Below are 23,782 nucleotides of genomic sequence, written 5' to 3'. Positions count from 1 at the left end.
TGACCGGATGACTCCAGACCGGAACGGTCTCCGGTGACCACCGACCGGACCGCACCACCGGACCGTTACGCGGCGGTGGTGCTGGCCGGCGGGGCGGCCCGCCGGATGGGTGGGGCGGACAAGCCTGGGGTCCGGGTGGGGGGCCGCTCGATGCGGGACCGGGTTCTCGACGCCGTGGCGGACGCCGAGCCCCGGGTGCTCGTCGGCCCCGAGCCGGTCGAGGCATTCCCGGTGAAGGTGCAGACCACCCGGGAGGATCCCCCGGGGGCAGGCCCGGTGGCCGCTGTCGCGGCCGGGTTGGTGCTGATCGACCCCGAGGTCCCCGTCGTCGCCCTGCTCGCCGCCGACCTGCCGCTGCTCACCGGGGAGGCGGTGTCGTCGCTGCGGCGGGAGTTCACCGGGGGTACGGCCGACGGCGTCTGCTTCGTCGACGACGACGGACGTCGGCAACCCCTCTGCGGGGTGTGGCGGGTCTCGGCACTGCGGACCGCCCTGACCTCGGTCGCCGACGGGCGCGCTGACGGGCTCGTCGGGGCGTCGATGCGTACCCTCCTGGCCGGGCTGAACGTCACCGAGCTGCCCTGGTCTGGTGCGGGGCCTCCGCCGTGGTTCGACTGTGACACTGACGACGACGTACGCCGGGCCGAGGAGTGGGTGCGATGACGGTGATGGACGAGTGGGTCGTGGCGGCCTGCGCCGAACTGGGTCTGGACCCGACGCAGGTGCCGGTGCCCGTCGTACTGGATCTGGCCCGGGACGTGGCGCACCAGGTGTTGCGTCCGGGGGCGCCGGTCAGCGCGTACCTGATGGGGGTCGCTGTGGGTCGGGGGGCGGATCCGGCGACGGTCGCGGCCCGACTGACCGAACTGGCCGGTTCCTGGCCGGTCGAGATGGGCGGGGGCGGCGGCCCCGACGGGGCCGTGTCCGATCCCGGTCGCGACTGATTCGCCCGCCCCGTGCCGTGGGTAGGGTGACCTTGACGGACGGAGGCGATGATGACGGCAGACCACCCCTCGGCGCCGGCTGACCCGACCGGCGACCCCCCGCCGGAGCACCACGAGCCGATCCTGCTCGACGCGCCGACCACGGCCGACCTGCGGGCCAAGGTGACCCAGGCCTGGCAGGAGTTCGCGCGGGCGCTCGCCGGGCGACTGCGGGACCTGCCCACCGGTACGCACATCGAGCTGACCCTCGACCCGACCGCCTCCGGCACCGGTGACGCCGTCTACTCGATCAGCGTCGACGTGGTGGCCGAGGGGCGGGTCTCGGCGCGGGCCGTCGGCAACGCCACCCTGCCGCAGGGGTACCGCATGGACCGGGCTGCGGTGGCGGACATGATCGCGCTCGGCTGGTCCCCGCCCGGGGTGGTCGAGGGTTCGGGTGGGGACTTCGGCCTGGAGGGTACGACGGCGGAGGGGAGCAGGCTCGCCGCGCTGCTCGCCCGGACGCTGCGCGACGTCTACGGCGCCCCGCACCCGGCCTTCCTGGTGTACCTGGTGCACGACGCCCAGGGGGAGCCGATCACCGTGGAACCCCTGGGGACGGCGCGCAGTGAGTTCGGCCCGGACCGGGACGTCGAGGCCGACCTGGACGAGGCACTGGCGGCGGCGGCCGGTCAGAGCGCCGAGAACGACGTGGACACCCTCGACGAGCGGGTCCGCACCGTCGTGTCGACGATGTTGAAGTCCAAGTCCGACCTGTTGCAGATCGACTCCGACGGGGACATCAACATCCGGGCGGGTTCGGCGATGGTCTTCGTCCGGGTACGGGACAACCCGCCGCTGGTCGACGTCTTCTCTCCGGTCCTGACCGAGGTGGAGCCGACCGAGCGGCTGTACGTCAGGCTCTCCGAGTTGACCAACCGGATGCCGATCGGCCGGCTCTACTGCGCCGACGACACGGTGTGGGCCTCCATCCCGGTCTTCGGCCGGAACTTCCAGGCCACCCATCTGATGCTGGCGGTGCAGGTGATGACCGGTCTCGCCGACGAACTCGACGACCGCCTGCACGGTGAGTTCGGTGGGAAGCGGTTCTTCGGCGAGGGGGACAAGCCGGGCCGTCGGGACGCCGAGGGCGACCCGGACCACCGGACCGGCATGTACCTCTGAACGCGGTCAGGCCGGGCCGACGCCGGGGGACTCGACGAGCCGGGAGAGCACGATGGTGCTCCGGGTGGAGGTGACGAAGGGTTCCGCCCGGAGTCGTTCCAACGCCTCCTCCAGGTGGGAGATGTCGGCGGCCCGCAGGTGGACCAGGGCGTCGGCCTCTCCCGAGACGGTGTAGGCCCCCACCACCTCGGGGTGCCGACGGGTGGCGATCCGGATCTGGGCCGGGGTGGTCCGTCCGGCGCAGAACAGTTCGACGAAGGCCTCGGTGGTCCAGCCCACCGCGGCCGGGTCGACCACGGCGGTGAACCCCCGGATCACCCCGGTCGATCGCAACCGGTCCACCCGGCGCTTGACCGCCGGCGCGGAGAGTGACACCCGGGCGCCGATGTCCGCGTACGACGCCCGCGCGTCTGCGACGAGCAACGCAATGATTCGCTGGTCAACGTCATCTATCTGCAACGTTCCGCCTTGGGCAAGCAATGTTCGCGGCTGTTGCTAAAGTTTTACGCTACCTACGCTTGGTAATCGTGAAGCAGCAGCGAGTCGCGCGAAAGCGGACATACCTCATGTGCTCGCCTCAGCACTTCGCTGTCGAGTACGCGATCAACCCGTGGATGGACCCGACCGCCCCCGTCGACCGGGAACTGGCGGTCAAGCAGTGGGAGGGGCTGCGTGAGGCCCTGACCGGCCTCGGACACGAGGTGCACCTGCTCGATCCCGAACCGGGCCTGCCCGACATGGTCTACGCCGCGAACGGGGCGTTCACCGTCGACGGCACCGCCTACGGCGCCCGGTTCAAGCACGACCAGCGGGCCGCCGAGGCGGCGGCGCACCGGGCCTTCTACGCAGACCGGGGCTGGCGGTTCGTCGCGCCGGTGGAGACCAACGAGGGCGAGGGTGACCTCGCCTACCTGCCGCAGGCCCATGGCGGCCTGGTCCTCGCCGGGTACGGCTTCCGCACCGCCCTGGCGGCGCACGCCGAGGTGGAGGAGGCAATGGGGCGTCCGGTGGTCTCGCTACACCTGATCGACCCGCGCTTCTACCACCTGGACGTGGCGCTCGCCGCGCTGGACGACACCAACGTCGTCTACTTTCCCGGTGCCTTCTCGGCTGCCAGTCGACGGGTCCTCGCCCAGCTCTTCCCGGACGCGGTCCTCGCCGACGGCGACGACGCGATGTCGTTCGGCCTGAACCTGGTCGGCGACGGGCGCAACGTGGTGCTCAACGCCGAGGCGACCGGGCTGGCCGGGAAGCTGCGCGCCGTCGGTTACCACCCGGTCCCGGTGGACCTGGCCGAGTTGAAGAAGGGCGGCGGCAGCGTGAAGTGCTGCGTCGCCGAACTCCGCCCCTGACCCGCCGCCCCGGCGGTGTCAGCCCAGGGTGACCAGTTCGTTGATCAGAACGTTGGAGAGCAGCTGACCGTCGCGCTGGACGGTCCGCAGGTACCACCGCTGCTGCGGGGTACGCGACTGGTTGAACTGCCACGCACCGCGCGGACTGTCGATCTGGCCGATGCGGCCCAGTGCCAGGTTGACCTCCTGCGGGCTGGGTTCGTCCCCGGCCAGTCGGATGGCGGCATCGAGCACCTGGGCGGCGTCGTACGACGCCATCGCGTAGGTCGTCGGCGAGTCGTCGAAGCTCTTGCGGTAGTCGGAGGCGAACTGCCGGTTGGCGGTGTTGTTCAGATCGGCCGAGTAGTTGAGGGCGGTGGAGATCCCGGTCGCCTCCTGCTCGCGGAGTTCACCGAGCACTGTGCCCTCGGTGAGGAACCCGGGCGCGTAGATCGGCCCCTGGTAGCCCGTCCGGCGTAGCTGTTTGACGAACTGGACGGCGGCCTGGCCGGAGTAGAAGCAGAAGACGGCGGTGGGGTTGCGGGCCAACGCCCGCTCGATGTCGGCGACGTACGCGGTGTTGCCCGGTTGGGCGGTGTCGTCGGTGAAGACCACCTCACCGGCGATCCGCTGGTCGTCGGGGCCGAAGCCGTTGCGGAAACCGGCGATCACGTCCCTGCTGCCGGCGTTCTCCGGGGCGAGGATGGCGACCCGGGCACTGGCTGGCAGTTCCTGACCCAGGTACGCCCCCATCGCCTCCCCGGGCTCGTTGAGCACGTACGACGTCCGCCAGATGTAGACGACGCTCTGGAGGCTGGCGGGCGAGGCGTTGGAGCCGATCAGCGGGACCCGGGCCTCTTCGACGGCGTCCCGGATGGCGATCATGACCGCCGGGTTCACCACTCCGGTGAGGGCGAGGACCCCCTGCTTGAGCAGGTTGTCGACAGCCGCCTGACCGCTGCGGGCGTTCTCGCCCTCGTCGGCGACGACGAGCTCGACGGGTCGGCCGCCCAGCTGCCCCGCGTTCCGGTCGAGGTAGAGCTGGAAGCCGTTGACGATTTCGGTGCCAATGGGCTTGAGTGCACCGGTTGTGGGGGCAATGAGACCGATCTTGATCGGTGCCCCGGTAGGCGTGGTGCTGTCCTCGTCGTCCGAGCCGCACCCGCCCACCAACCCGACGGCGCCGATCCCGGCCAGAAGTTGCAGGGCTCGCCTGCGGTTCATCTGCGACACCGAAGTCCTTCCCGGAAAGGAGCGGATCGTGACCACTCCTCGGCGTTCTACCTGCTCGGTCATGGTGCGTCAATCATTGTGCAGGGACCGTAACCCACTGGTCACCTGGGGCCAGTCGGGAGCCATCGGATCGATGAGCCCGAAATGGTCACATCGAGGTACTTCGACAAGTGTGACATCGGCACCGGCCTCTGCCGCCGCTGCCGCGTAGGCCCTGCTCATCGTGATGGGTACCTGTCTGTCGTCCGTCCCGTGCAGGATCACCGTGCGGACGGGGGGCGGCGGTCGCGTGGCGGGGTCGGCGGCGGCGTACCGGTCGGGGAACTCCGCCGGCCCCCCGCCGAGCAGCGCGGCCACCGCGCCCTGGTCGAGGTCCAGCCGGTACGCCTCGGCGAGGTCGGTGACCGGGGCCAGGGCCAGGACCCCGTCGACGGTCTGTGGGGCGACCCCTGCCACGTGCAGCGCGAGGTGTCCGCCGGCCGAGTGCCCGACGAGAAGCGGTTGACCGGAAACGTTCAGTTCGGGGAAGGCGTCGGCGACGAGTTCCGGCAGTGCCGCCACCGCGTCGACGACGTCCGAGCCGGTGGCGGGCCAGCCTCCGCCGGGCCGACCGGTGCGCCGGTACTCGACCTGTGCGACCGGATGGCCCGACTCGGCGAGGGCGGCGGCGAGCGGTCCGGTGTGCGTCCGGTCGTACTCGGCCCGCCAGAAGCCGCCGTGCACCACGACGACGAGCGGCCCGGTCGACGTCGGACCGGCGGGTCGGCGTAGGTCGGCGATCTGGTCCGGGTGGTCGCCGTACCGGACGGTGGCGTCCGGCGGCGGGCTCGGCCGGGTGAGCACGGCACGCCGGTCTGCGGTCATGTGCGCGACGGTAGCGCGCCCGATGGCATCGCTCCCACCCTGGTAGGCACCTTTCCTACCGGCGGGTACGCGTGGTGGACGCGCCGGTCACAACGGGTGGAACCGCCGGGCGTCGGTCGGGGCGGCGAGCGGGTGACCCGGTCCCTGGGACAAGATGGGTGCCATGACGCAATCGCGCTCCGCCGAACAGAACGACGAGCCGGGCCGCGACGGTGCCGGTGTACCCGGCACGGTGGTGGTGGTCGGCCCCGACGGCCGACCGGTCGGCACCGTGCAGACCGACGAGGTCCAGGGCGAGGACCCCGCCCGCCTGGTCGAGCAGCCGGCCAAGGTGATGCGGATCGGCAGCATGATCAAACAGCTGTTGGAGGAGGTCAAGGCCGCCCCGCTGGACGACGCCAGCCGACACCGGATGCGGGAGATCCACGAGCGGTCGATCGTTGAGCTGAAGGAGGGGCTCGCGCCCGAACTCCGCGACGAGTTGGAGCGGATCTCGCTGCCCTTCACCGAGGAGAAGGCCCCCAGCGAGGGGGAGCTGCGGATCGCCCACGCCCAGCTGGTCGGCTGGCTCGAAGGTCTCTTCCACGGCATCCAGGCCGCCCTGGTCGCCCAGCAGATGGCGGCCCGGGTCCAGCTGGAGCAGATGCGCTCGGGTCGGGCTGCGCTGCCCAGCGGACCGGGCGGGATCGTCCCCGGCATGCCCGGCATGGGCGGTCAGCCCGGCGGGGAGAACCACAGCACCGGCCAGTACCTCTGACCGGCCCGGCTCAGCCGGTGGGGAAGACCCTCTCCAGGTACGCGGCCACGCCGTCCTCCGAGTTCGCCGAGGTCACCTCGTCGGCGACGGCGAGGACGGCGGGGTGCGCGTTGGCCACCGCCACCCCCCGACCCGCCCAGGTCAGCATCGGTACGTCGTTGGGCATGTCACCGAAGGCGACCACGTCGCCGGCACCGATCCCGAGCCGCTCGCAGAACCAGGCCAACCCGGCGGCCTTGGTCACCCCGGCGGCGGAGATCTCGATCAGCCCGCTGTGCGTGGAGTGGGTCGCCTCGGCGAGCCCCTGGATCGCGCCGGCGACCAGCTCGACGAAGACGTCCGGATCCCGGTCACCAGCCCGGACCAGCAGCTTCACCGCCGGGACGGAGAGCAGCTCCTCGGGTGACTCGACGGCCCGGATGGCGGCGAAGTCGGCGTCCCACCGCAGCGGGTAGTGCGTCTCGTGCCGCATCTGCCGCCCGTCGGCGATCTCGACGGCGAGGCTCACCCCCGGTACCTCGGCCCGGAGTCGACGGGCCACCTCGGACAGGTGCTCCGGGGCGAGCGGGTCGGCCCGCAGCACCTCGTCGGACTCCGGGTCGTACACCACCGCCCCGTTGGCGCAGATCGCCGGCAGCGGCTCGGCCAGCTGGTCGTAGACGAGGGAGAGCCAGCGGATCGGCCGACCGGTGACCAGCACCACCGGCACCCCCTGGGCGCGGAGCCGGACCAGCAGGGCGGAGGTACGGGGGCTGACGGTGGTCTTGTCGGTGAGGAGGGTTCCGTCGATGTCGGTGGCGATCAGGCGGGGTGTGTCTCCCATCAGCGGGAGAGTAGCCGATCGAGGTACACCGCCACCCCGTCGTCGTCGTTGCGCAGGGTCACCTCGTCGGCGACGGCCTTCACCGACGGGTGGGCGTTGGCGACCGCCACCCGCGCCCACCCGGCCCACTCGAACATCGGCAGGTCGTTGGGCATGTCCCCGAAGACCAGCACGTCGGCCGGGTCGACGCCGAGGGTCTGGGCCACCACAGTGAGCCCGGTGGCCTTGTCGGTCTGCGGTGGGCAGATCTCGATGAAGCCGAGCCCGGCCTGGGTGAGGGTGGCCACCTCGGCCGGGATGATCCGGCGGGCGACGTCGAGCAGTTCGTCGACGTGGTGACCGGAGGTCCGGGCGAACCCCTTGAGCACCTCCCCGGAGAGGCACTCGCTCCGGCTGCGCGCCTCGAACCGGTCCGGATAGGGCCAGCTCGGGTGATAGTCCCCCCAGAGCGGGGCGTCGTGGTCGTCCAGGGCCTCGACCATCACCGTCAGCGGGCCGACCTCGGCCTCCAGGTCGGTGAGCAGCCGGGCCAGGACCTCGCCGGGAAGGCGTACGTCACGCAGCACCACCGGCCCCGCCGGGTCGCTCTGGTCCACCACCCGACCGCCACCGGCCATCACCAGGAAGTCCGCGGCCCGGATGTCGTTACGGGTCAGTTCGGTCAGTCGAGGCCCGCGCCCGGTCGCGCCGACCACCGGGATCCCGGCGGCCCGGACCCGGTCCAGCACCTCATGGGTGTACGCGGAGACGCTCTCGTCGCTGCGCACGAGCGTCCCGTCGAGGTCGGTGGCGATCAACTTGGGCAGTCCTGGCCGGGTCATCAGTCCTCCTCAGCCCACCGCCCTCGGGTCGGCCGCCGAGGCGCCGGCGTCGCTGGACCCACGATGGCGGGCAGCAAACGTACCTCGGGAAACCGGTCTCAACCATGGCTTATGCGCTAATCGGACATCAACTCGCGACGGACGTCAGGTGACCGGCGACCCGCCGCGAGCCCGGCCGGGAGGGTCAGGCCGGTGGCTCCGGACGGGCGAACGGGACCGTCGGCTGCACTGTCAGGTCGGGCGGAGCCGGCAGGGGGGCCTCGTCTGCGGCCCGGTCCGAGCGCCCCCGTCGCCACGGACGGAACCCGGCGTCGGGCGGCCCGTCGTCAGCGGTCGGCTCCGTCGGCTCGTCCGGTCGGTCGGCGGCGGGTCGGGCCTGGCCCCTGCCGCTCAGGTGCAGCGCCGCCGCGAGGAGCAGACAGCCGACGAAGGCCATCACCAGGCCACGGCCGTACTCCACCCGGTAGCCGTCCTCCGGGGAGTAGAAGAGGGCGCGCTGGCTCGGTTCGTCGAGGGCGAAGGCCGTGGCGACCAGCAACGCCACCAACCCCGCCGCCACAGCCAGCCCGGCCACCCGGGCGTTGTGCCGGATCGCCGTCGTGCCGGTCAGGGCGAGCGCCACCAGAGCACCGAGGACGAGCAGCCCGACCAGGTAGCCGACCCCGAACCCACCGACCTCGGAGACGTTGCCCGGGATCCGCAGCTCGGTCTCGCCGTCCGCGCCGCCGTCCGGCAGCGTCATCACCAGCCACTCACCGACCATCGAGGCGACGGCGGCCACCGCGCCCACCCCGGCCAGCACGCCGGGGAGCCGACGGTCCCGGCCGAGACCGGCGAGGGTACTGGCGGTCCGACCCCGGGGTTTCGCCTCGCCTGATCCCCATTCGAGGACGGCTGCGCCGTCGGAGCGGTCGTCCTGCCGTGGGATGGGGAGATCCTGGGACATCGTGACCCTTCCGCCCGTGCGGGCTTGAGCGGTCGGGGGCGCCCCCGACCGTCGGTCCAGGCCGAATCATGACACAGTCGGCGCAGGTCGACCGGGTACGCGGCCCGGCGGGGCGGACGTCGACCGGTGACGCGGCCCGGCGGGGCGACCGGGTGACACGGCCCGGCGGGGCGCAGGTCGACCGGGCCTGCGATCGGACACCGCGCCGAGGAGCCCCGCGTCGGTTAGCGTCAGGGACATGCCTATTCGTACAGCTTCCGCACAGTGGCAGGGCAACCTCACCGAGGGTTCCGGAACCATCCGAACCGGCAAGGGGGGATTGTCGGGGAACTACTCCTTCGCGTCCCGCTTCGAGGAGGGACAGGGGACCAACCCGGAGGAGCTGATCGGCGCGGCGCACGCCGGTTGCTTCTCGATGGCCCTCTCCAAGGCCCTGGCCGACGCCGGATCGCCGGCCACCTCCGTGGAGACCACCGCCAAGGTGCACCTGGACAAGACCGACGCCGGAATGACCGTGACCCGGATCGACCTGGAGACCGTCGGTCAGGTGCCCGGAATCGACGAGGCGCAGTTCACCACCTTCGCCGAGGGCGCCAAGGAGAACTGTCCGATCTCCCGGCTGCTCGCCCCGGGCGTGCAGATCAGCCTCACCGCCCGGCTCGCCGGCTGACCACCCCGTCGGGGTCCGGTCGGTGCGGCACAGCACCGACCGGACCCCGACGTGGGCTGAAGACGGCGGCCGGGTCGGGCAGAATGGGCGAGGTGCCTGTCGAGATGAGCCCGCAACGATTCGAGGACCTGGTCTCCGAGGCGCTCGACGAGGTGCCCGAGGAGCTGCTCGGGCTGATGAGCAACGTGGTGATCCTGGTCGAGGAGGACTCTCCCCCCGGTGAGCCGGAGCTGCTCGGCCTCTACGAGGGGCACGCGTTGACCACCCGGGGCTGGGACTACGCCGGGGTGCTGCCGGACCGGATCTTCATCTACCGCCGTCCGATCCTGCGTGTCTGCGAGACCGAGGAGGACGTCGTCGAGGAGGTCGCTGTGACAGTGGTGCACGAGATCGCCCACCACTTCGGCATCGACGACGACCGACTGCACGAGTTGGGCTGGGGCTGACGTCGCCGTACCTGTTTGCGACGGACCCGTACCGTCGCAGGTCCAGCAGGCGAAACGGAGGCATCTTCACCATGCGCAGCGAGCTGTTCTCGGCCGAGAACCTGGAGAAGGAGTCCGCGCAGCCCGGCATGTGGCTGCAGAACTCCAAGATGCTCAAGATCCGACTACACGGTGAGGCGTTGGCCCGGGTCGGGTCGATGGTCGCCTACCAGGGGCAGGTCCAGTTCCAGGCGCTCGGCTCGGGTGGTCTCGGGAAGTTCCTCAAGCAGAAGCTGACCGGCGAGGGCGTTCCGTTGATGAAGCTCACCGGCTCCGGCGACGTCTTCCTCGCCGAGTTGGCCAAGGACGTACACGTCATCGACCTGGAACCGGGCGACGCCCTGTCGATCAACGGCTCCAGCGTGCTGGCCTTCGAGCCCACCCTGCAGTACGACATCAAGCTCGTCGGCGGCACCGGGATGGCCGCCTCGGGCCTGTTCAACTGCATCTTCACCGGCCACGGTCGGATCGCCATCACCACGAAGGGCACGCCTGTGGTGCTCAACGTGGACGCTCCCACCTACGTCGACCCGCAGGCGATCGTCTGCTGGTCGGCCAACCTCAGGACCGGCTACCACCGGGCCGAGCAGATCGGCCTGGGCACGCTGCTCGGTCGGCGTACCGGGGAGGCGTTCACGATGAGCTTCACCGGTCAGGGGTTCGTGGTGGTGCAGCCCTCCGAGGAACCGCCGACCCCCGGCAGCGGCCAGTAGGGTCCCGACACCGACCCGGAGGGGGTCACTCCCCTCGCCGGAGCCGGGCCAGCCAGGCCGCCGCGTCGGCGTAGTCGGTGTCCGACAGACCGGCCGGTGCCGGTACGGGCTGGTCACCGCCGCTCTGACTCCACCGGTGCCGGGGGTACGACCCGAGGAACCGGACGTCGGCGCAGACCCGCCGAAGCCCCTGCAACGCCTCGCCGAGGCGATCGTCGGCCACGTGCCCGGTGCAGTCGAGGAAGAAGACGTACCGGCCGAGCGCCTCACCGGTGGGGCGGGACTCGATCCGGGTCAGGTTGACCCCCCGGACCGCCAGCTCCATCAGCACCGACAGCAGGACACCCACCCGGTCGTGGGCGATGTAGACGGCCAACGACGTCACGTCGTCCCCGGTGGGGGGCGGTGGCGGGCCGGGGCGGGACACCAGGGCGAACCGGGTCACCGCGTCGGGGTGGTCGGAGATCTTGTCGGCCAGCACCGCCAGCCGGTGCCGGGCGAGACCGATCGGGGCGCAGATCGCGGCGTCGTACCGGCCCTCGGCCGCGCCGGTCGCGGCGGCGGCGTTGGAGAGGACGTCGACGACGGCCGCGTCGGGCAGGTGACTCCGCAGCCACTGTCGGCACTGGGTGGACGCCTGGGGGTGGGCGGCGACCGACCGGATGGCGGCCGTCGTGGTCCCCGGGCGGGCACCGAGCACGAAGTCGACGGGCAGGATCACCTCCCTGGTGATGACCAGTGGTTCCCCCTCGGCCAACTCGTCGAGGGTCACCCCGACGGCCCCGCCGACCGAGTTCTCCAACGGCACCAGGGCCGCGTCGGAATCCCCGGCTCGTACGCTCTCCAGCGCCTCGGGAACGCTGCGGGCCGGGGTCCGGGTGCCGTGTTCGGCAGCGGGGATCGTCCGCAGCGCCTGCTCAGAGAAGGTGCCCTCGGGGCCGAGGTAGGCGAAGCGGGTGGGCGGTGTTCCGGGCATGGCGACAGCCTACGCACCGGCCCCGCAGTCGCAGGCCAACGCCCGGATGCCGGTCGGTCGGGTGGTGTGCGGGGGTGGCCTGGTCGACGCCTGTCCGGTCAGAGGACGCAGAAGAAGGTGAGCGATCCGGCGACGTCCCCGTCGTCGAGGACCGGGGTGGAGATGGCGTCCACCGTCGCGTCCGGCGCACCGACGGCCGCCTGGATGCGCAGCAGACCCCGGGCCAGCCGCCCCGAGTGCAGGGCCAGCAGCGGGGGGATCTTGTCGGTGTCCTGCTCGGTGAGCTCGCCCCGGTAAGCGGTGAAGTCCAGCAGGCGCAGGCCGCCGTCGAGCAGCGGAAGGCCGATCACGTCCTCCGGTCGGCCCAGGCACAGGAGTCGGCAACCGGACGGCGAGACGGCGACGACCCTGGTCTCGGCGTCGATGAGCAGACACGGCTCGGCTGCCCGGGAGACGGTGACCGCCCAGTTTCCGACACTGCCGGACTCCTGCTCGGCGGGGGCCGCAACGGACGGCGCGAACGCTTCCGAGAGCGAGAGTTCGACGTGGGCCACCGCGCCTCCTAGGTACACCGCCGGTCCGTCCACGCTAGCCGGTCGTCGGCGGCACCGCCCGACCACGCCGGGTCACCCGGGTCGCCGCCACTGGCGGACGACCGGACGGGAGGGCGTGTACGGAGGGGACGAGGCAGCTCACGAATGGGCCACGTGGCGTCGACCGAGACGTTACCGGCGGTTGGCCGCCTTGTCAGCGGCCGTTCGGCCCTCGTCGTACCACCGGTAGTCGGCTGCCGGACGGTATCCGCCCTTCATCCACGTCCCCGGGTGCTGGGCCACCTGGGTCAGCTTCTCGGCGGTCGCCGGGCTGATCCGGTTTCCGCCCGCGACGAGGAGGCGGTCCAACTCCCGGTGGGTCGCCATCAGGCAGTCCTTCGGCAGACCGTAGACGCTGATGACGCCCGACCCGACGAAGGTCAGCACCGGCGTGACCGGGATGGGCAGTCCGACCGCGTCGGTCAGCGCCTTGCTGGCCCGCTTGGCGTCGCGGCGGGTCTCCGGGACGTACGGCGGGCGCTTGCCGTTGATCTGCACCACGTCACCGGCGACCAGCACCCGGGCTCGGCCGTGGTCGGCGATGGTGATGGCGAAGAGCCCGCTCGGCCCGATGGCGAGGAACCCGGCACGGTCGTCCTCGGCGGGGTCGAGCAGGAGGTCGGAGACGTCGGTGCGGGGCCACTCCACCACGTGCCAGGACGGCCCGAGGTGGTCGAGCTGCCCGAGGGCACGGGCCCCGGCGGCCTCAAGTCGGCGGGCACCCCGCTCGGCCCGACGGCGTCGGGCCCATTCCATGGGTGTGTACCGACCGGCGAGCCCGGAGGCGTCGCCGTGCGGCGGTGAGCCGTCGGCGGGCGGCAGCGCCCGACCCGTGGAGACGGCCCGTCGTGCGGGAAAGACAGTCATCGCGACCTCCGGCAAAAGGTCCCTCGAAGTTATGTCCTCACTACCCTACGTTGCCTAGTCGGGTGTTCGGCAAGGTGGAACGCCGGAGTGAGTGCGGATGAATGCCCTATTCACGACCACATCTTTTCTCGCATGACGTCAATCCCCTGCCTAGGCTGCCAGGGTGACCCACCATGTGGACAGCGAGGTCGGTGCGCTCGGCACGGTGCTGCTGCACCGACCCGGCCCCGAACTCGCCCGGCTGACCCCCCGGAACAACGACTCGTTGCTCTTCGACGCTATCCCATGGGTGGGGCGGGCGCAGGAGGAGCACGACGCCTTCGCCGCCGCGCTCGCCGGGCGCGGCGTGGAGGTGCTCTATCTGGCCGGTCTGCTCGCCGAGACGCTCGCCGTCGCCGATGCCCGGTCCGAGCTGACCGAGCAGGTCCTGCGCTCCCCCCGGCTCGGTGACACCCTGCGCCGCCGGGTCGCCGAGCATCTGGCCTACCTGGACCCGGAGGCCCTCGCCGAGGTCCTCGTCGCCGGACTGGCCCACGAGGAGCTACGGCTCAGTCGGGAACGGCCCGGTGGACTGGTGTGGACGCTGATGGACCGGCACGAGTTCGTCATCGACCCGCTGCCGAACCTGCTCTTCACCCGCGACTCGTCGGTCTGGATCGGCGACCGGGTGGCGGTCACCAGCCTGGCGATGCCCGCCCGACGCCGGGAGAGCACCCTCACCGAGGCGATCTACCGGTACCACCCCCGGTTCGTCGGCACCGACCTCGCCTACCGTCCGACCCTGGAGCACCTCGAAGGCGGTGACGTCCTGCTGCTCGCCCCCGGGGTCCTCGCCGTCGGGGTCGGAGAACGGACCACCCCCGCCGGAGCGGAACGCCTCGCCCGGCAGGTCTTCGCGGCCGGCCTGGTCCACACCATCCTGGTGGTCCCGATCGCCCAGGAACGGGCCACCATGCACCTGGACACCGTCTGCACCATGGTCGACGTCGACGCCGTCCTGATGTACCCGAACATCGCCGACACCCTGTCGGCGTACCCGGTGGTGGCCGGGGAGGACGGCACCCCCCGGGTGGGCGAGCGGACCCCGTTCCTGCGCGCCGCCGCCGAGGCGATGGGACTGGACCGGCTCCGGGTCATCGACACCGGCCTGGACCCCGTCACCGCCGAACGGGAACAGTGGGACGACGGCAACAACACCCTCGCCCTGGCACCCCGGCTCTGCGTCGCGTACGAACGCAACGTCGAGACCAACGCCCAACTCGAACGGGCCGGGATCGAGGTGATCCGGATCGCCGGATCCGAACTGGGCTCCGGCCGGGGCGGACCCCGCTGCATGTCCTGCCCACTCGTGCGCGACCCGCTCCCGGGCTGAGTGCCGCCCCACACCGACGGGGACCGTACCGGCCGATGAGCCCGCCGGCACCGCCCCCCGCCCCCGTACGCCTCAGCGAAGGGTGAGCTGTCGGCCCAGCAGACCCTGTCGGGCCCGGCGTTCCGCCGCGTCGAGCGGGGTCGGGTCGGCCAACGCCTCGGCGTACCGCTCGGCGAACCGGCCGACGGGCTCCTCCCACTCGGTCGCCGGTACGTCCTCGGGCAGGTCCCACACCGGGACCAGGCGGCCGTGGGCGCGGAACATCCCGGCGAAACGGGTCTCCTCGGCGAGCGGCAGCGTCCCCGCCGCCCCCAGCCGGGCCAGTGCGTCGAGTGCGCCGTCCTCGTCGTCGGGGAGCACCCACCGCACGTGCGCCTTCTCCGGCACCCGGCACCAGTACGCCGCCCGGCTCGTCGTCAGCCGTACGGTCGGGTAGACGGCGGCGTTCGCCCGTTCCAGGGATGCCTGCACTGTCGGGTCGGAGGCGGCTGCGGGCTCCAGCCAGAACTCGAAGCCCTCGTGGAGGTCGACGTCCAACACGTCGTCGGCGAGGACGTCCTGGAGCCGGGGGCCGGGGCCGGGCAGCGGAGGCACCTGGACCTGCCCGCCGGGCTCGGTGCGCAGCGCACACAGCAGCGACTCGGCCAGGTCCCGGGAGACGTCACCGCTCTGCTGGTGGCGCTGGAGCCCGACGAAGACCGTCCCGTCCGCCCGCGCCATCGCCGGGGTGGCCATCGGCAGCACTGTGGCCAGGACGACCGGACGGTCGGGGTGTTCCGCCGCCAACTCCGCGTTGAGCCGCAGGGGCGCCGACGCGGCCGGCACCAACTCCCGGAGGGCGATCCACTCCGGCTCGTCGGCCAGCCCCTCGAAGGGCCGGGGGACGAAGACGTCCCGCACCTTCGCCGGCTTCGGGGTGGCTACGGCGGCCCGCTGACTCTTTCGACGCTTGCTCACGGCGACCCAGCCTAGACCACCGGGGGTCGGCTGCCGGTCGGCTCGGCCGGACCCACCCGTCGGCTGTCAGCCCGCCACGGCCAGGTCGGGGTGGCCGAGGGCGACCGGGTCGAACTCCGCCCAGACGCTCTGCCCCAGCCCGTCCCGGTCGACGCCCCAGCGGGCCGCCAACCCGGCCACGATGTGCAGCCCACGGCCGCCGATCGCGTCCGGTCCGGCCGGTCGCATCCGGGGGGTGGCTGTGGAACCGCCGTCGGTCACCCGCAGCTGGATCCGTACGCCCTGCGGGTCGGGGCAGAGCCGCCAGGCCACCCGGACCACCCCGCCGGGCAGCGCGTCGGCGTGCCGGACCGCGTTCCCGACCAGCTCGGCCAGGACGGCCACCAGATCGGGGAGCAGGATGGGGGAGACGACGTCGGTGAGCTCGTCGACCAGGCGACGCCGGGCCATCCGGGCACCCACTGCGTGATGGGGCACCACCACACACCACGAACGCTCGGCCCGTCCCGTCCCCACGGTCGTCCTTCCCCCCTCGCGCCGCGTCGGGTCACCCACGCGGCAGCCGCACCTCTGCGACGGTACCGCCACCGACTCGTGGCCGGAGTGATACCCAACCATTCTGCTGCTCGACGAGTTGCCGGACGAGATAGAGGCCGAGCCCGGCCCCCGGGTAGCGCCGACGGTCCCCGGACTCGCCCTGCCAGAACCTGTCGAAGGCGCGCTCCACGTGCTCCGGACGGATACCGATGCCCCGGTCGGCGACCCGGAAGGCGATGGTCTGCCCGTCGGCGTCCGCGCTGACCTCGATCGGTGAGTCGGGGGCGGAGTACTTGACCGCGTTGGTGCTCAACTCGGTCAGCACGGTGGTCAGGCTCTGCTGGTGTCCACACGCCGTCGGCAGGTCGCCGGGCAGGTCGAGGCGGAGGCGGCGGCGTACCTCACCGGGCAGGTTGTCGGCAGCGGCCCGCAGCGCGGCGGCGAGGTCGAACGGGACCGACGGTTCGACGCCCGGCCCGGTCTCGGCGGTGGTGGCGAGCAGCCTGTCGACGAGCCGGGCCAGGTCGTTGGCGCGCTGCCCGATGATCTGCGCGGCCTGACGGCGGTCGCCCTCGGTGAGGGAGTCCCAGTGCTCGTTGAGGGTGTCGGCGTACCCCTTGATGACAGTGACCGGGGTACGCAGTTCGTGGCTGGTCACCGCCACGAAGAGTTCCCGGTCGCGGGCCCGGCGCTGCTGGTCGGTGATGTCGCGGAAGGTGACCACCCGCAGCTGCCCGGTGCCCGGCAGCTCCCCCGAGTTGATCTTCAGCCACCGGCCGTCCGGCAGCCGGTGGTCGAGGGCCCGACCGGAGTGCGGCAGGGGGAACGGCAGGGGTTCGTTGAGGGCCTGGGCTGCGGGACGCCCGGTCAGCCGGGCAGCCGCCGGGTTCCACAGCCGTACGGTGCCGCCCTGGTCCACCACCGCCAGCCCGTCGGCGAGCGCCGCCACCACCGGCCCGTCCCCGTGGACGGGAAGCCCGTGCTGGTCGCCGTACATGTGGGCGATGCAGGTGGCGAGGTATCCGACCGCCGCGTCCCGGGCGTCGGTCCGGTGGGCGTCCCCCTCGCGGTAGAGCACGTGCAGACTGCCCACCGTCACCCCGCCGATCTCGGCGCGGGCCACCACCATCCAGGTCAGCCCGCTCCCGACCAGCTCGCGGGTCAACTGGCCGTCGAGGTGCTCGATGCGGGCCTGCCGGATCCGGGGGCCGGTGAGCAGGCAGACGACGGCGGGATCGGTGGCGGACAGGGGACGCCCGACGGTCCACTCGCACCCCCCGCTGGCCGCGATCACCCGTCCCCCGGAGGGGGTGAACTCCACGAAGGCGGCACCGGCGGCACCGAGCGCCGGCTGGACCTCCCGCAGCAGCCGGGTGAGGACGGGCAGCCCGGAGTCGCCCGCATTGATCATCTCGATCGCGATGTGGTGTCCGGCGATGAGGGCGGCGAAGTCGGTCTGCTCCGGCATCCCCCGAGTCTGCCCCTCCACGCCCGCCCGGGGCACCCTCGCGGAACGTCCGGGGGTGCCCCGGGCGGACGGGGCCGCCGGGTCCGGTGGGTTCATCGGCCGAGCCGGGCCAGGGCGAACGCCGGTCGGTCGGTGATGATCCCGTTCACCCCGGCCGCCAGCACCCGGTCGAGGTCGGTCGGCTCGTTGACGGTCCAGACGTACACCTGGTGACCGGCGGCCTGGAACGCCGGGACCAGACCCGGGCGGTTGCGGACCAGGTCGACCCCGGGGCCGGCGATCCGGGTGCCGAGCGGCAGTCGGCCCGGCCGCGCCCATCGCGGCCTCGACTCCATCAGCAACACCGTCGGCAGGGCCGGGGCCAGGACCCGGATCCTCCGTACGGCGAGGGTCGAGAACGACATCACAGTCACCTGGACCAGGGTGTCCGGGGTCGGCTCGGCGAGCCCGTACCGGCGCAGCAGCGCGACGAGTCGACGCTCGACCGCCGGCCCGTACCGGGAGGGGTGTTTGGTCTCCACCAGGAGCCGGACCGGCCGCCCGGCGGCGAGGACGGCGTCGAGCAGCCGCTCCAGGGTGAGCAGTCTGGTGTGCGACTCGTCCACCGACTCGACCCCGTCACCGGGCAGGCACCCGGGATGCCAGGAGCCGTAGTCGAGCAGGTCCAGCTCGGCGAGGGTACGGCCGCTGACCAGCCCGTTCCCGTTGCTGGTCCGGTCCAGCCGACGGTCGTGTACGCAGACCAGGTGCCCGTCCCGGGTCAACCGGACGTCACACTCCAACCCGTCGGCGCCCTCGTCGAGGGCACGGAGGTACGCGGCGAGGGTGTGCTCGGGCAGGTCGGCGGAGGAGCCGCGGTGCGCGAACACCATTGGGTCGCCCATGGCACCGGCCCCTCTACAGCACCCGGCCGGGTTGTCCGCCGGAGTCGACGACCTGACGACCGGCGGCGGCCCAATCGCCCATTCCACCGGCGACGTTGCGCACCCGGTCCCAGCCGTGGTTCATCAGGTAGCCGACGACCTGGGCGGACCGGCCCCCGGAACGGCAGATCACCGCCACGTCCCGGTCCTGTGGCACCTCGGCCAGCCGGGCCGGTATCTCCATCATCGGCAGGTGGTGGGCGTGGGGTGCGTGACCGGCGGCCCACTCGTCGTCCTCGCGGACGTCGAGCAGGTAGGTGTCGTCGTCGATCTCGGTCACGGGCATGGTGGGTACCTGGGGTCCGAACACGGGTACCTAGCCTAGTGGACCCCGTGCGGAGAACCGTCCGGTCACACCGGTCTCACCCAGCGGGAGTTGCCGCTGGCCCACTCGGCGACCCGGTCGTCGCGCAGTGCGGTGAAGAGTCCGCCCCCGCCGGCGTCGTCGAGGACGACGTAGGACACCTCGTCGATGGTCTGCGGTGCGGAGGGGACCTGCACCCCGAGCAGGGCGTCCGCCGGCAGGTCACGCAGGGCGAGCAGCAGTTCCTCGATCGGTACGCCGTTGGTGTCCACAGTCAGCGAGCCGCCCACCGCGCGGAGGACCCGGTCCAGCTTGACCGGGTTGCGCCGCAGGTCGGTCTGCCCCGCCTGCTCCATCATCGCCCGCAGCAGTTGTTGCTGGTGGTGCTGGCGGTCGTAGTCGCCGCCCGGCAGGTCGTAGCGCTGGCGGACGTAGTCCAACGCCTGACCGCCGTCCATCCGGTGGCAGCCGGGGGAGAAGACCGCCCCGGTGTGGATCGAGCGGACCTCGGTGTCGACGCACATCCGTACCCCGCCGAGCAGGTCGATGACGGACCGGAACCCGGCGAAGTCCACCACCCCGGCCCCGTCGAAGCGCAGCCCGGTCAGCCGGGACAGCGTGGCCGAGAGGAGTCGGACCCCGCCCTCGCCGCCGCCGCCCCGCTCGTACGCCGCATTGATCTTGTCGGGTCCGCCGGGGCTGCCGTTCGCGCCGGGTGGGATGTCGACGAGCAGATCCCGGGGTACGGAGATCAGGTAGGCCCGGCGCAGCCCGGCCGGTACGTGCACGACGAGGATGCTGTCCGAGCGCTGGGACTCGTCGGTGGTCCCGAGCCGCCGGTCGGAGCCGACAAGCAGGTAGGTCAGCGGCCCGTCCAGCTCCGTGTCGTCCTTGCGGGCGCCGGGGTCGAGCAACTGTTCCCTGCTCACCGTCCGGTCGTACCTGTCGGTGAGCATCCGGAGCCCGGCGACGGCGGCCAGGGCCACCAGGACCAGTGCCAACCCGGCACCGAGCAGGATCCGGGCCCAACGCGGGGTACGGCGACGAGAGGGCCGCACGGAACACCCTCCTAGCCTGATGCGAGCAATTCTCATCTCAGGCTAGGAGGGTGTCCCCCCTGTTCACCGGCGTTTCGGTGAACTCACTTCCGGGTGGAGATCATGCCTGGGTTGGCGTAGACGAACTCGGCGAGCTGGTCGTTCTTGACCGCCTGGAACATCTCCAGCGACAGCGGGCTGAGCGTCTCCCGCCCGGCGTCGTTGCCGTGGAAGTCACCCCCGTTGGTCCGCAGCATGGTCAACTCGTTGCCGGTGACCCCGCGCATGGTGAAGACCAGGTCGGCGAGGCCGGCGTTTCCGGTGTCGAGGATGAAGGCCTTCCCCGCCGCCCTGACCAGCTCCTGGAGCTTCGCCGGGTTGGTCAGCATCCCGGAGTCGGTCGCCTTGCGGGCCATCGCCTTGATCAGCTGCTGCTGGTTCTGCTGCCTGTCGTAGTCGCCCTTCTTCAGCCCGTAGCGCTGTCGGGAGTAGTCCAGGGCAGCCCAGCCCTCCATCTCCTGGCAGCCCTTCTTGTGGACCACCGGGGTACGGGCCTTGCCGGTCTTCTTGGCGTCCGCGTTCCACATCGGCTCGCCGTCGACGTACGACATGTGCGCGGACTTGACCTCCTGGTTCGGGCAGATCTTCACGCTGCCCAGGGCGTCGATGACGTTCTTGAACCCGCCGAAGTTGATGATCGCCGCGCCGTCGAAGCTGACACCGGTCATCCCCTTGATGGTCTCGGCCATCAACTGGGCACCGCCCTCCCAGCCCCCGTCGTTGCGGGCACCCGCCTGGAAGGCAGCGTTGATCTTGTCGACGCCCCCGGTCCACCCGCTCTTGGCGAACGCCGGGATGTGCGCCTCGGTGTCGCGCGGGATGGAGATCAGGTACGCCTGGTCGTGCGAGGCGGGGATGTGCAGGACGATGATGCTGTCGGCGCGGACGTCGTCGGCCGCCCACCGCTCGCGGGCGTCCACCCCGAGCAGCAGCATGTCGATCGGGCCTTCGAGGCTCTCGCCACCCTCGGCGTCGCTCTTGCCGGCGCCACCGAGCAGGTTGCGCTGTTCGATGCTTCCGGTCGCCTGGTCGACGAGGGCCTTGGTGCCGGCGAGGGCGACCCCGCTGGTGACCATCAGGACCGCACCGACCGCCAGGGTGATCTTCGCCCAGAGGGGATCCTTCCGGCGCTTGCGCCGGGCCGGACCGACCTGGTCCACTGCCGCCTTGTCGTTCCGGGCGGCCCTGTTCTTCTTGGGGGCGTGGCTCTTCGGGACCCGGGCAGCCGGCCGGGGGCCGGTGGCGCGCTGCGACGGGAGGCCCGCTGAGCCTGAGACGGATGCGCTGGTGTACTCCGGTGACCCGGACCGGCGGGGGGACTGAACCGGCATGCGTGCTCCAGTTCGCATAAGAGGGGCGGCATCACTTTACGGTTCGTGCCCCCTTCTGGCGAGTTTTTCGCTCCCGCCAGAACCGTTTTTTCCGGCTCCCCTCACTCAACTGGCCGAACGTCCAGACAGATACGACCGGACGGCGGCCGGGCTGGTTGAGTACTCAGCCGACCACCGTCCGGTGATGACGTCCGTCGAAACGAATACGAAACAGGTCGCGGCTCAGTTCTGGCCGCCACCGCCCTCCTGCTGGCCGTTCTCCGGCTCCGGCTGGTTGGCCTGCATCCACTCGGACATCCTGTCCGCCGTGATGGCCTGATACATCGCCAGCGCCTTCTCCCGGTCGGAGACCACCACCGACTCACCGTTGATGTTCTCGCTACCCAGATGGGGACTGGTGACGAAGGTGAGGTTCTCCCCGCGCAGATTACGGAACTGGAGCGCCATGTCACCGAGCGAGAACCCCTGGTCGACGGTGACCGCGTCGGTCACCGAGCGGAGGAACGAGTTCAGCCGGGCCGGATTGGTCAACGTGCCGGAACTGGCCGCCTTGTCCATCAGGGCGCGGAGGAATTCCTGCTGGTGCCGCATCCGGGCGAAGTCACCATCCGGGAACTGTTTGCGCTGCCGGATCCAGTCCAACGCCTCGGCACCGTCCATGTGGTTGGTGCCCTTCTCGAACGTGCGGAACGGCTTGTGGATCGAGGTGACGGTCCGCTCCACCTTCAGCTCGACCCCGCCGAGGGCATCGGTGACCTGCTTGAATCCGGCGAAGTCGATGGCCATCACATGGTCGATCCGAACGTCGGAGAAGCACTCGACGGTGCGGACCGCCAGCGGCAGGCCACCGAAGGCGAACGCCGCGTTGATCTTCGCCCGCCGCCCCGAGGCGCACTCGGCGTCGGCGCTCTCCGGGATCGGCACGTACAGGTCCCGGGGGATGGAGACCAGGTACGCCTGCCGATGGTCGGACGGGATGTGCATCATGATGATCGTGTCGGCCCGCCAGTCGCTGGACTGGTCCACCGGGGCGTCCGGGTCCCGGGAGTCGGTGCCGACCATCAGGATGTTCAGTGCACCGTCGACGGTCTTGGCCGGGCGACCGCCGGTGATCGCGGAGAACGGGTCGGTCCGGGCCAGGTTCTCGTTGAGGCTGCGGGTGTAGAACCAGGCGCCACCGCCGACGAGGAGGGCGAGCACCAGGACGAGGACCCCGAGCACCAGGGCGATACGACGCCAGCGCGGGCGGGGGCGACCCCCCGCACCACCGGAACCGTACTGCCGGCCCCGGCCGCCGGGACCACCCGGTCCACCCGGCCCGGCCGGGCCACCGGGAGTCGGAGTCTCGTCGTGCGCCGGGTACCACTGCGCGGTCGGCCGGGCTCGCCCCGCCCCGCCCCGGGCCGACGCGCGCCCCGCATCGCGGTGCAGATACGGAACCGGCCCCTCCGCTGAACTGGTCGCTGACATGTAACTCAGGGTACGTATCCCCGGCCACAACCGCCCTCAGGCGACGTACAGGTTGACCTCCGCCGGTCGGCGGCCGGTCACCCGAGGCGCTGGCGGAAGTACTCGATGGTCCGGCGCAGCCCCTCCTCGGGGCCCACAGTCGGCTCGTATCCGAGCAGTTGACGCGCGCGGGTGAGGTCGGGGCGGCGCTTCTCCGGGTCGTCCGCACTTCTGGTGACGTACGTCACCTCGGACTCGCTGTCGGAGAGTGACACGATCAACTCGGCCAGTTGACGCATCGTCAGCTCGTGCTCGGTGCCACAGTTGATCGGCCCGGTCTCGGTCGAGTCGAGCAGCAGCAGGATCCCCCGGACCAGGTCGTCGACGTAGCAGATCGAGCGGGTCTGGTTCCCGGTGCCGTGCACCGTCAGCGGCTCACCGCGCAGCGCCTGGGAGATGAAGGTCGGGATGGCCCGCCCGTCGTCGGGCCGCATCCGGGGACCGTAGGTGTTGAAGATCCGGACGATGGCAGCGTCCAACCCACGGTGCCTGTGGTACGCCATGGTCGCCGCCTCGGAGAAGCGCTTCGCCTCGTCGTAGACGCTGCGCACCCCGATCGGGTTGACGTTGCCCCAGTACGTCTCCGGCTGGGGGTGCACCAACGGGTCCCCGTACGCCTCGGAGGTGGAGGTCATCAGGAACCGGGCACCGTCGGCGACGGCCCGCTCCAGCAGGTGCAGCGTGCCCACCGACCCGACCCGCAGGATCTCCACCGGGAGCAGGGCGAAGTCGGTCGGGCTGGCCGGGGAGGCCATGTGCAGGATCGCGTCGAACCGCTCGGCCAGCGCCGGGTCGGCCGGGAGCCCGTCGGAGACGTCCGCCTCGACCAGGGTGAACGCCGGGTGGTCGACCAGGTGGGCGACGTTCTCCTTGGAACCGGTGACGAAGTTGTCAAGCACCACGACAGTGCAGCCACGCCCGACGAGCACGTCGACAAGGTGCGACGGCACGAACCCGGCACCACCGGTGACCAGGACGCGGTGACCGGATCCGAAGCGCGCAGCGACACTCATGGGGGTCAGCCTACAGACGCCCCGGCGGCGGCCGGGAGGCGTGGCGGGGGGGGGGCCCAGGGGGGGCAAACCGCGGGCCCCCCC

At 71.6% G+C, this 23,782-nt stretch carries 27 protein-coding genes; 9 read left to right on the top strand and 18 right to left on the bottom strand.

Features of this window, described 5'->3' with window-relative positions:
• Positions 1-105: 105 nt before the first annotated feature.
• The 3 genes from mobA to ABT336_RS05905 are packed head-to-tail and all read left to right on the top strand — an operon-like array spanning position 106 to position 2,108.
• Complete coding sequence (mobA, locus tag ABT336_RS05915; RefSeq protein ID WP_502891118.1) at positions 106-663, top strand: molybdenum cofactor guanylyltransferase; 558 nt, start codon at positions 106-108, stop codon at positions 661-663.
• Positions 660-944 carry a DUF6457 domain-containing protein gene (locus ABT336_RS05910; RefSeq protein WP_350895375.1) on the top strand — a complete coding sequence of 95 codons (285 nt, stop codon included), beginning with the start codon at positions 660-662 and terminating at the stop codon, positions 942-944. The genes mobA and ABT336_RS05910 overlap by 4 nt, the downstream gene beginning before the upstream one ends.
• Before the next feature lie 51 nt (positions 945-995).
• Entirely contained in the window at positions 996-2,108 is a 1,113-nt protein-coding gene (locus tag ABT336_RS05905; protein ID WP_350895374.1) for a T3SS (YopN, CesT) and YbjN peptide-binding chaperone 1, read from the top strand.
• 6 nt (positions 2,109-2,114) lie between these two features.
• Here ABT336_RS05905 and ABT336_RS05900 read toward each other — a convergent pair whose 3' ends face one another.
• The gene (locus tag ABT336_RS05900; RefSeq protein WP_350895373.1) at positions 2,115-2,567 is read right to left on the bottom strand and encodes an Lrp/AsnC family transcriptional regulator; all 453 of its coding nucleotides are present in this window, start codon (positions 2,565-2,567) and stop codon (positions 2,115-2,117) included.
• A gap of 59 nt (positions 2,568-2,626) precedes the next feature.
• Between ABT336_RS05900 and ddaH the strand changes: the two genes are divergently transcribed.
• Positions 2,627-3,460 carry a dimethylargininase gene (ddaH, locus tag ABT336_RS05895; RefSeq protein ID WP_350895372.1) on the top strand — a complete coding sequence of 278 codons (834 nt, stop codon included), beginning with the start codon at positions 2,627-2,629 and terminating at the stop codon, positions 3,458-3,460.
• Positions 3,461-3,478: 18 nt separating this feature from the next.
• Here the strand turns inward: ddaH and ABT336_RS05890 are convergent, their stop codons facing one another.
• Complete coding sequence (locus ABT336_RS05890; protein ID WP_350895371.1) at positions 3,479-4,672, bottom strand: ABC transporter substrate-binding protein; 1,194 nt, start codon at positions 4,670-4,672, stop codon at positions 3,479-3,481.
• Positions 4,673-4,741: 69 nt separating this feature from the next.
• A complete protein-coding gene (locus ABT336_RS05885) occupies positions 4,742-5,536 on the bottom strand; it encodes an alpha/beta hydrolase family protein (RefSeq protein WP_350895370.1) in 795 nt (264 codons plus the stop codon).
• Positions 5,537-5,690: 154 nt separating this feature from the next.
• Between ABT336_RS05885 and ABT336_RS05880 the strand changes: the two genes are divergently transcribed.
• Positions 5,691-6,293, top strand: coding sequence for a bacterial proteasome activator family protein (locus tag ABT336_RS05880; protein ID WP_350895369.1), 603 nt, complete (start codon positions 5,691-5,693; stop codon positions 6,291-6,293).
• 10 nt (positions 6,294-6,303) lie between these two features.
• On the opposite strand, the gene ABT336_RS05875 is transcribed toward ABT336_RS05880, so the two are convergent.
• The 3 genes from ABT336_RS05875 to ABT336_RS05865 form a co-directional block, all read right to left on the bottom strand.
• Positions 6,304-7,116 (bottom strand): HAD family hydrolase, encoded by an 813-nt coding sequence (locus tag ABT336_RS05875; protein WP_350895368.1) that lies wholly within the window; start codon positions 7,114-7,116, stop codon positions 6,304-6,306.
• Positions 7,116-7,937 carry an HAD family hydrolase gene (locus tag ABT336_RS05870; RefSeq protein ID WP_350895367.1) on the bottom strand — a complete coding sequence of 274 codons (822 nt, stop codon included), beginning with the start codon at positions 7,935-7,937 and terminating at the stop codon, positions 7,116-7,118. Before ABT336_RS05870 ends, ABT336_RS05875 begins: the two co-directional genes overlap by 1 nt.
• Positions 7,938-8,121: 184 nt before the next feature.
• The gene (locus ABT336_RS05865; RefSeq protein ID WP_350895366.1) at positions 8,122-8,883 is read right to left on the bottom strand and encodes a hypothetical protein; all 762 of its coding nucleotides are present in this window, start codon (positions 8,881-8,883) and stop codon (positions 8,122-8,124) included.
• A 238-nt stretch (positions 8,884-9,121) separates the two neighbouring features.
• Between ABT336_RS05865 and ABT336_RS05860 the strand changes: the two genes are divergently transcribed.
• The 3 genes from ABT336_RS05860 to ABT336_RS05850 all read left to right on the top strand — a co-directional run bounded on the left by ABT336_RS05860 (position 9,122) and on the right by ABT336_RS05850 (position 10,751).
• On the top strand, positions 9,122-9,553 hold the full coding sequence (locus ABT336_RS05860; RefSeq protein ID WP_350895365.1) for an OsmC family protein: 432 nt from the start codon (positions 9,122-9,124) through the stop codon (positions 9,551-9,553).
• 83 nt (positions 9,554-9,636) lie between these two features.
• Positions 9,637-9,999, top strand: coding sequence for a metallopeptidase family protein (locus tag ABT336_RS05855; protein WP_350895364.1), 363 nt, complete (start codon positions 9,637-9,639; stop codon positions 9,997-9,999).
• Between the two features lie 71 nt (positions 10,000-10,070).
• Entirely contained in the window at positions 10,071-10,751 is a 681-nt protein-coding gene (locus ABT336_RS05850; protein WP_350895363.1) for an AIM24 family protein, read from the top strand.
• Between the two features lie 25 nt (positions 10,752-10,776).
• Here ABT336_RS05850 and pheA read toward each other — a convergent pair whose 3' ends face one another.
• The 3 genes from pheA to ABT336_RS05835 all read right to left on the bottom strand — a co-directional run bounded on the left by pheA (position 10,777) and on the right by ABT336_RS05835 (position 13,187).
• Positions 10,777-11,727: a prephenate dehydratase gene (gene pheA / locus ABT336_RS05845; RefSeq protein WP_350895362.1), complete on the bottom strand. Its 951-nt coding sequence runs from the start codon at positions 11,725-11,727 to the stop codon at positions 10,777-10,779.
• A 98-nt stretch (positions 11,728-11,825) separates the two neighbouring features.
• Positions 11,826-12,281, bottom strand: coding sequence for a hypothetical protein (locus ABT336_RS05840; protein ID WP_350895361.1), 456 nt, complete (start codon positions 12,279-12,281; stop codon positions 11,826-11,828).
• A 171-nt stretch (positions 12,282-12,452) separates the two neighbouring features.
• The gene (locus ABT336_RS05835; protein ID WP_350895360.1) at positions 12,453-13,187 is read right to left on the bottom strand and encodes a hypothetical protein; all 735 of its coding nucleotides are present in this window, start codon (positions 13,185-13,187) and stop codon (positions 12,453-12,455) included.
• Between the two features lie 163 nt (positions 13,188-13,350).
• Between ABT336_RS05835 and ABT336_RS05830 the strand changes: the two genes are divergently transcribed.
• Complete coding sequence (locus tag ABT336_RS05830) at positions 13,351-14,559, top strand: arginine deiminase (protein WP_350895359.1); 1,209 nt, start codon at positions 13,351-13,353, stop codon at positions 14,557-14,559.
• A 72-nt stretch (positions 14,560-14,631) separates the two neighbouring features.
• On the opposite strand, the gene ABT336_RS05825 is transcribed toward ABT336_RS05830, so the two are convergent.
• From ABT336_RS05825 to ABT336_RS05785, 9 genes are all read right to left on the bottom strand, one after another.
• Complete coding sequence (locus tag ABT336_RS05825) at positions 14,632-15,516, bottom strand: DUF5926 family protein (protein WP_350895358.1); 885 nt, start codon at positions 15,514-15,516, stop codon at positions 14,632-14,634.
• Positions 15,517-15,582: 66 nt separating this feature from the next.
• Positions 15,583-15,999 carry an ATP-binding protein gene (locus ABT336_RS05820; protein WP_350895409.1) on the bottom strand — a complete coding sequence of 139 codons (417 nt, stop codon included), beginning with the start codon at positions 15,997-15,999 and terminating at the stop codon, positions 15,583-15,585.
• 64 nt (positions 16,000-16,063) lie between these two features.
• Complete coding sequence (locus tag ABT336_RS05815; RefSeq protein WP_350895356.1) at positions 16,064-17,521, bottom strand: sensor histidine kinase; 1,458 nt, start codon at positions 17,519-17,521, stop codon at positions 16,064-16,066.
• Between the two features lie 92 nt (positions 17,522-17,613).
• The gene (locus ABT336_RS05810; RefSeq protein WP_350895355.1) at positions 17,614-18,405 is read right to left on the bottom strand and encodes a glycerophosphodiester phosphodiesterase; all 792 of its coding nucleotides are present in this window, start codon (positions 18,403-18,405) and stop codon (positions 17,614-17,616) included.
• Positions 18,406-18,418: 13 nt separating this feature from the next.
• On the bottom strand, positions 18,419-18,754 hold the full coding sequence (locus ABT336_RS05805) for a rhodanese-like domain-containing protein (protein WP_350895354.1): 336 nt from the start codon (positions 18,752-18,754) through the stop codon (positions 18,419-18,421).
• A gap of 41 nt (positions 18,755-18,795) precedes the next feature.
• Positions 18,796-19,806 carry an LCP family protein gene (locus tag ABT336_RS05800; protein WP_502891113.1) on the bottom strand — a complete coding sequence of 337 codons (1,011 nt, stop codon included), beginning with the start codon at positions 19,804-19,806 and terminating at the stop codon, positions 18,796-18,798.
• An 83-nt stretch (positions 19,807-19,889) separates the two neighbouring features.
• A complete protein-coding gene (locus ABT336_RS05795) occupies positions 19,890-21,176 on the bottom strand; it encodes an LCP family protein (RefSeq protein WP_350895353.1) in 1,287 nt (428 codons plus the stop codon).
• A gap of 222 nt (positions 21,177-21,398) precedes the next feature.
• The gene (locus ABT336_RS05790; protein WP_350895352.1) at positions 21,399-22,646 is read right to left on the bottom strand and encodes an LCP family protein; all 1,248 of its coding nucleotides are present in this window, start codon (positions 22,644-22,646) and stop codon (positions 21,399-21,401) included.
• A 77-nt stretch (positions 22,647-22,723) separates the two neighbouring features.
• Positions 22,724-23,698 (bottom strand): UDP-glucuronic acid decarboxylase family protein, encoded by a 975-nt coding sequence (locus ABT336_RS05785; RefSeq protein WP_350895351.1) that lies wholly within the window; start codon positions 23,696-23,698, stop codon positions 22,724-22,726.
• Positions 23,699-23,782: the final 84 nt, after the last annotated feature.

Origin of the sequence: Micromonospora sp. NPDC000207 (assembly GCF_040300925.1) — a bacterium.
Classification (GTDB): Bacteria; Actinomycetota; Actinomycetes; order Mycobacteriales; family Micromonosporaceae; genus Micromonospora.
The sequence above is the reverse complement of the archived record's forward strand: the minus strand, read 5'-3'. Positions and strand labels throughout refer to the sequence as shown.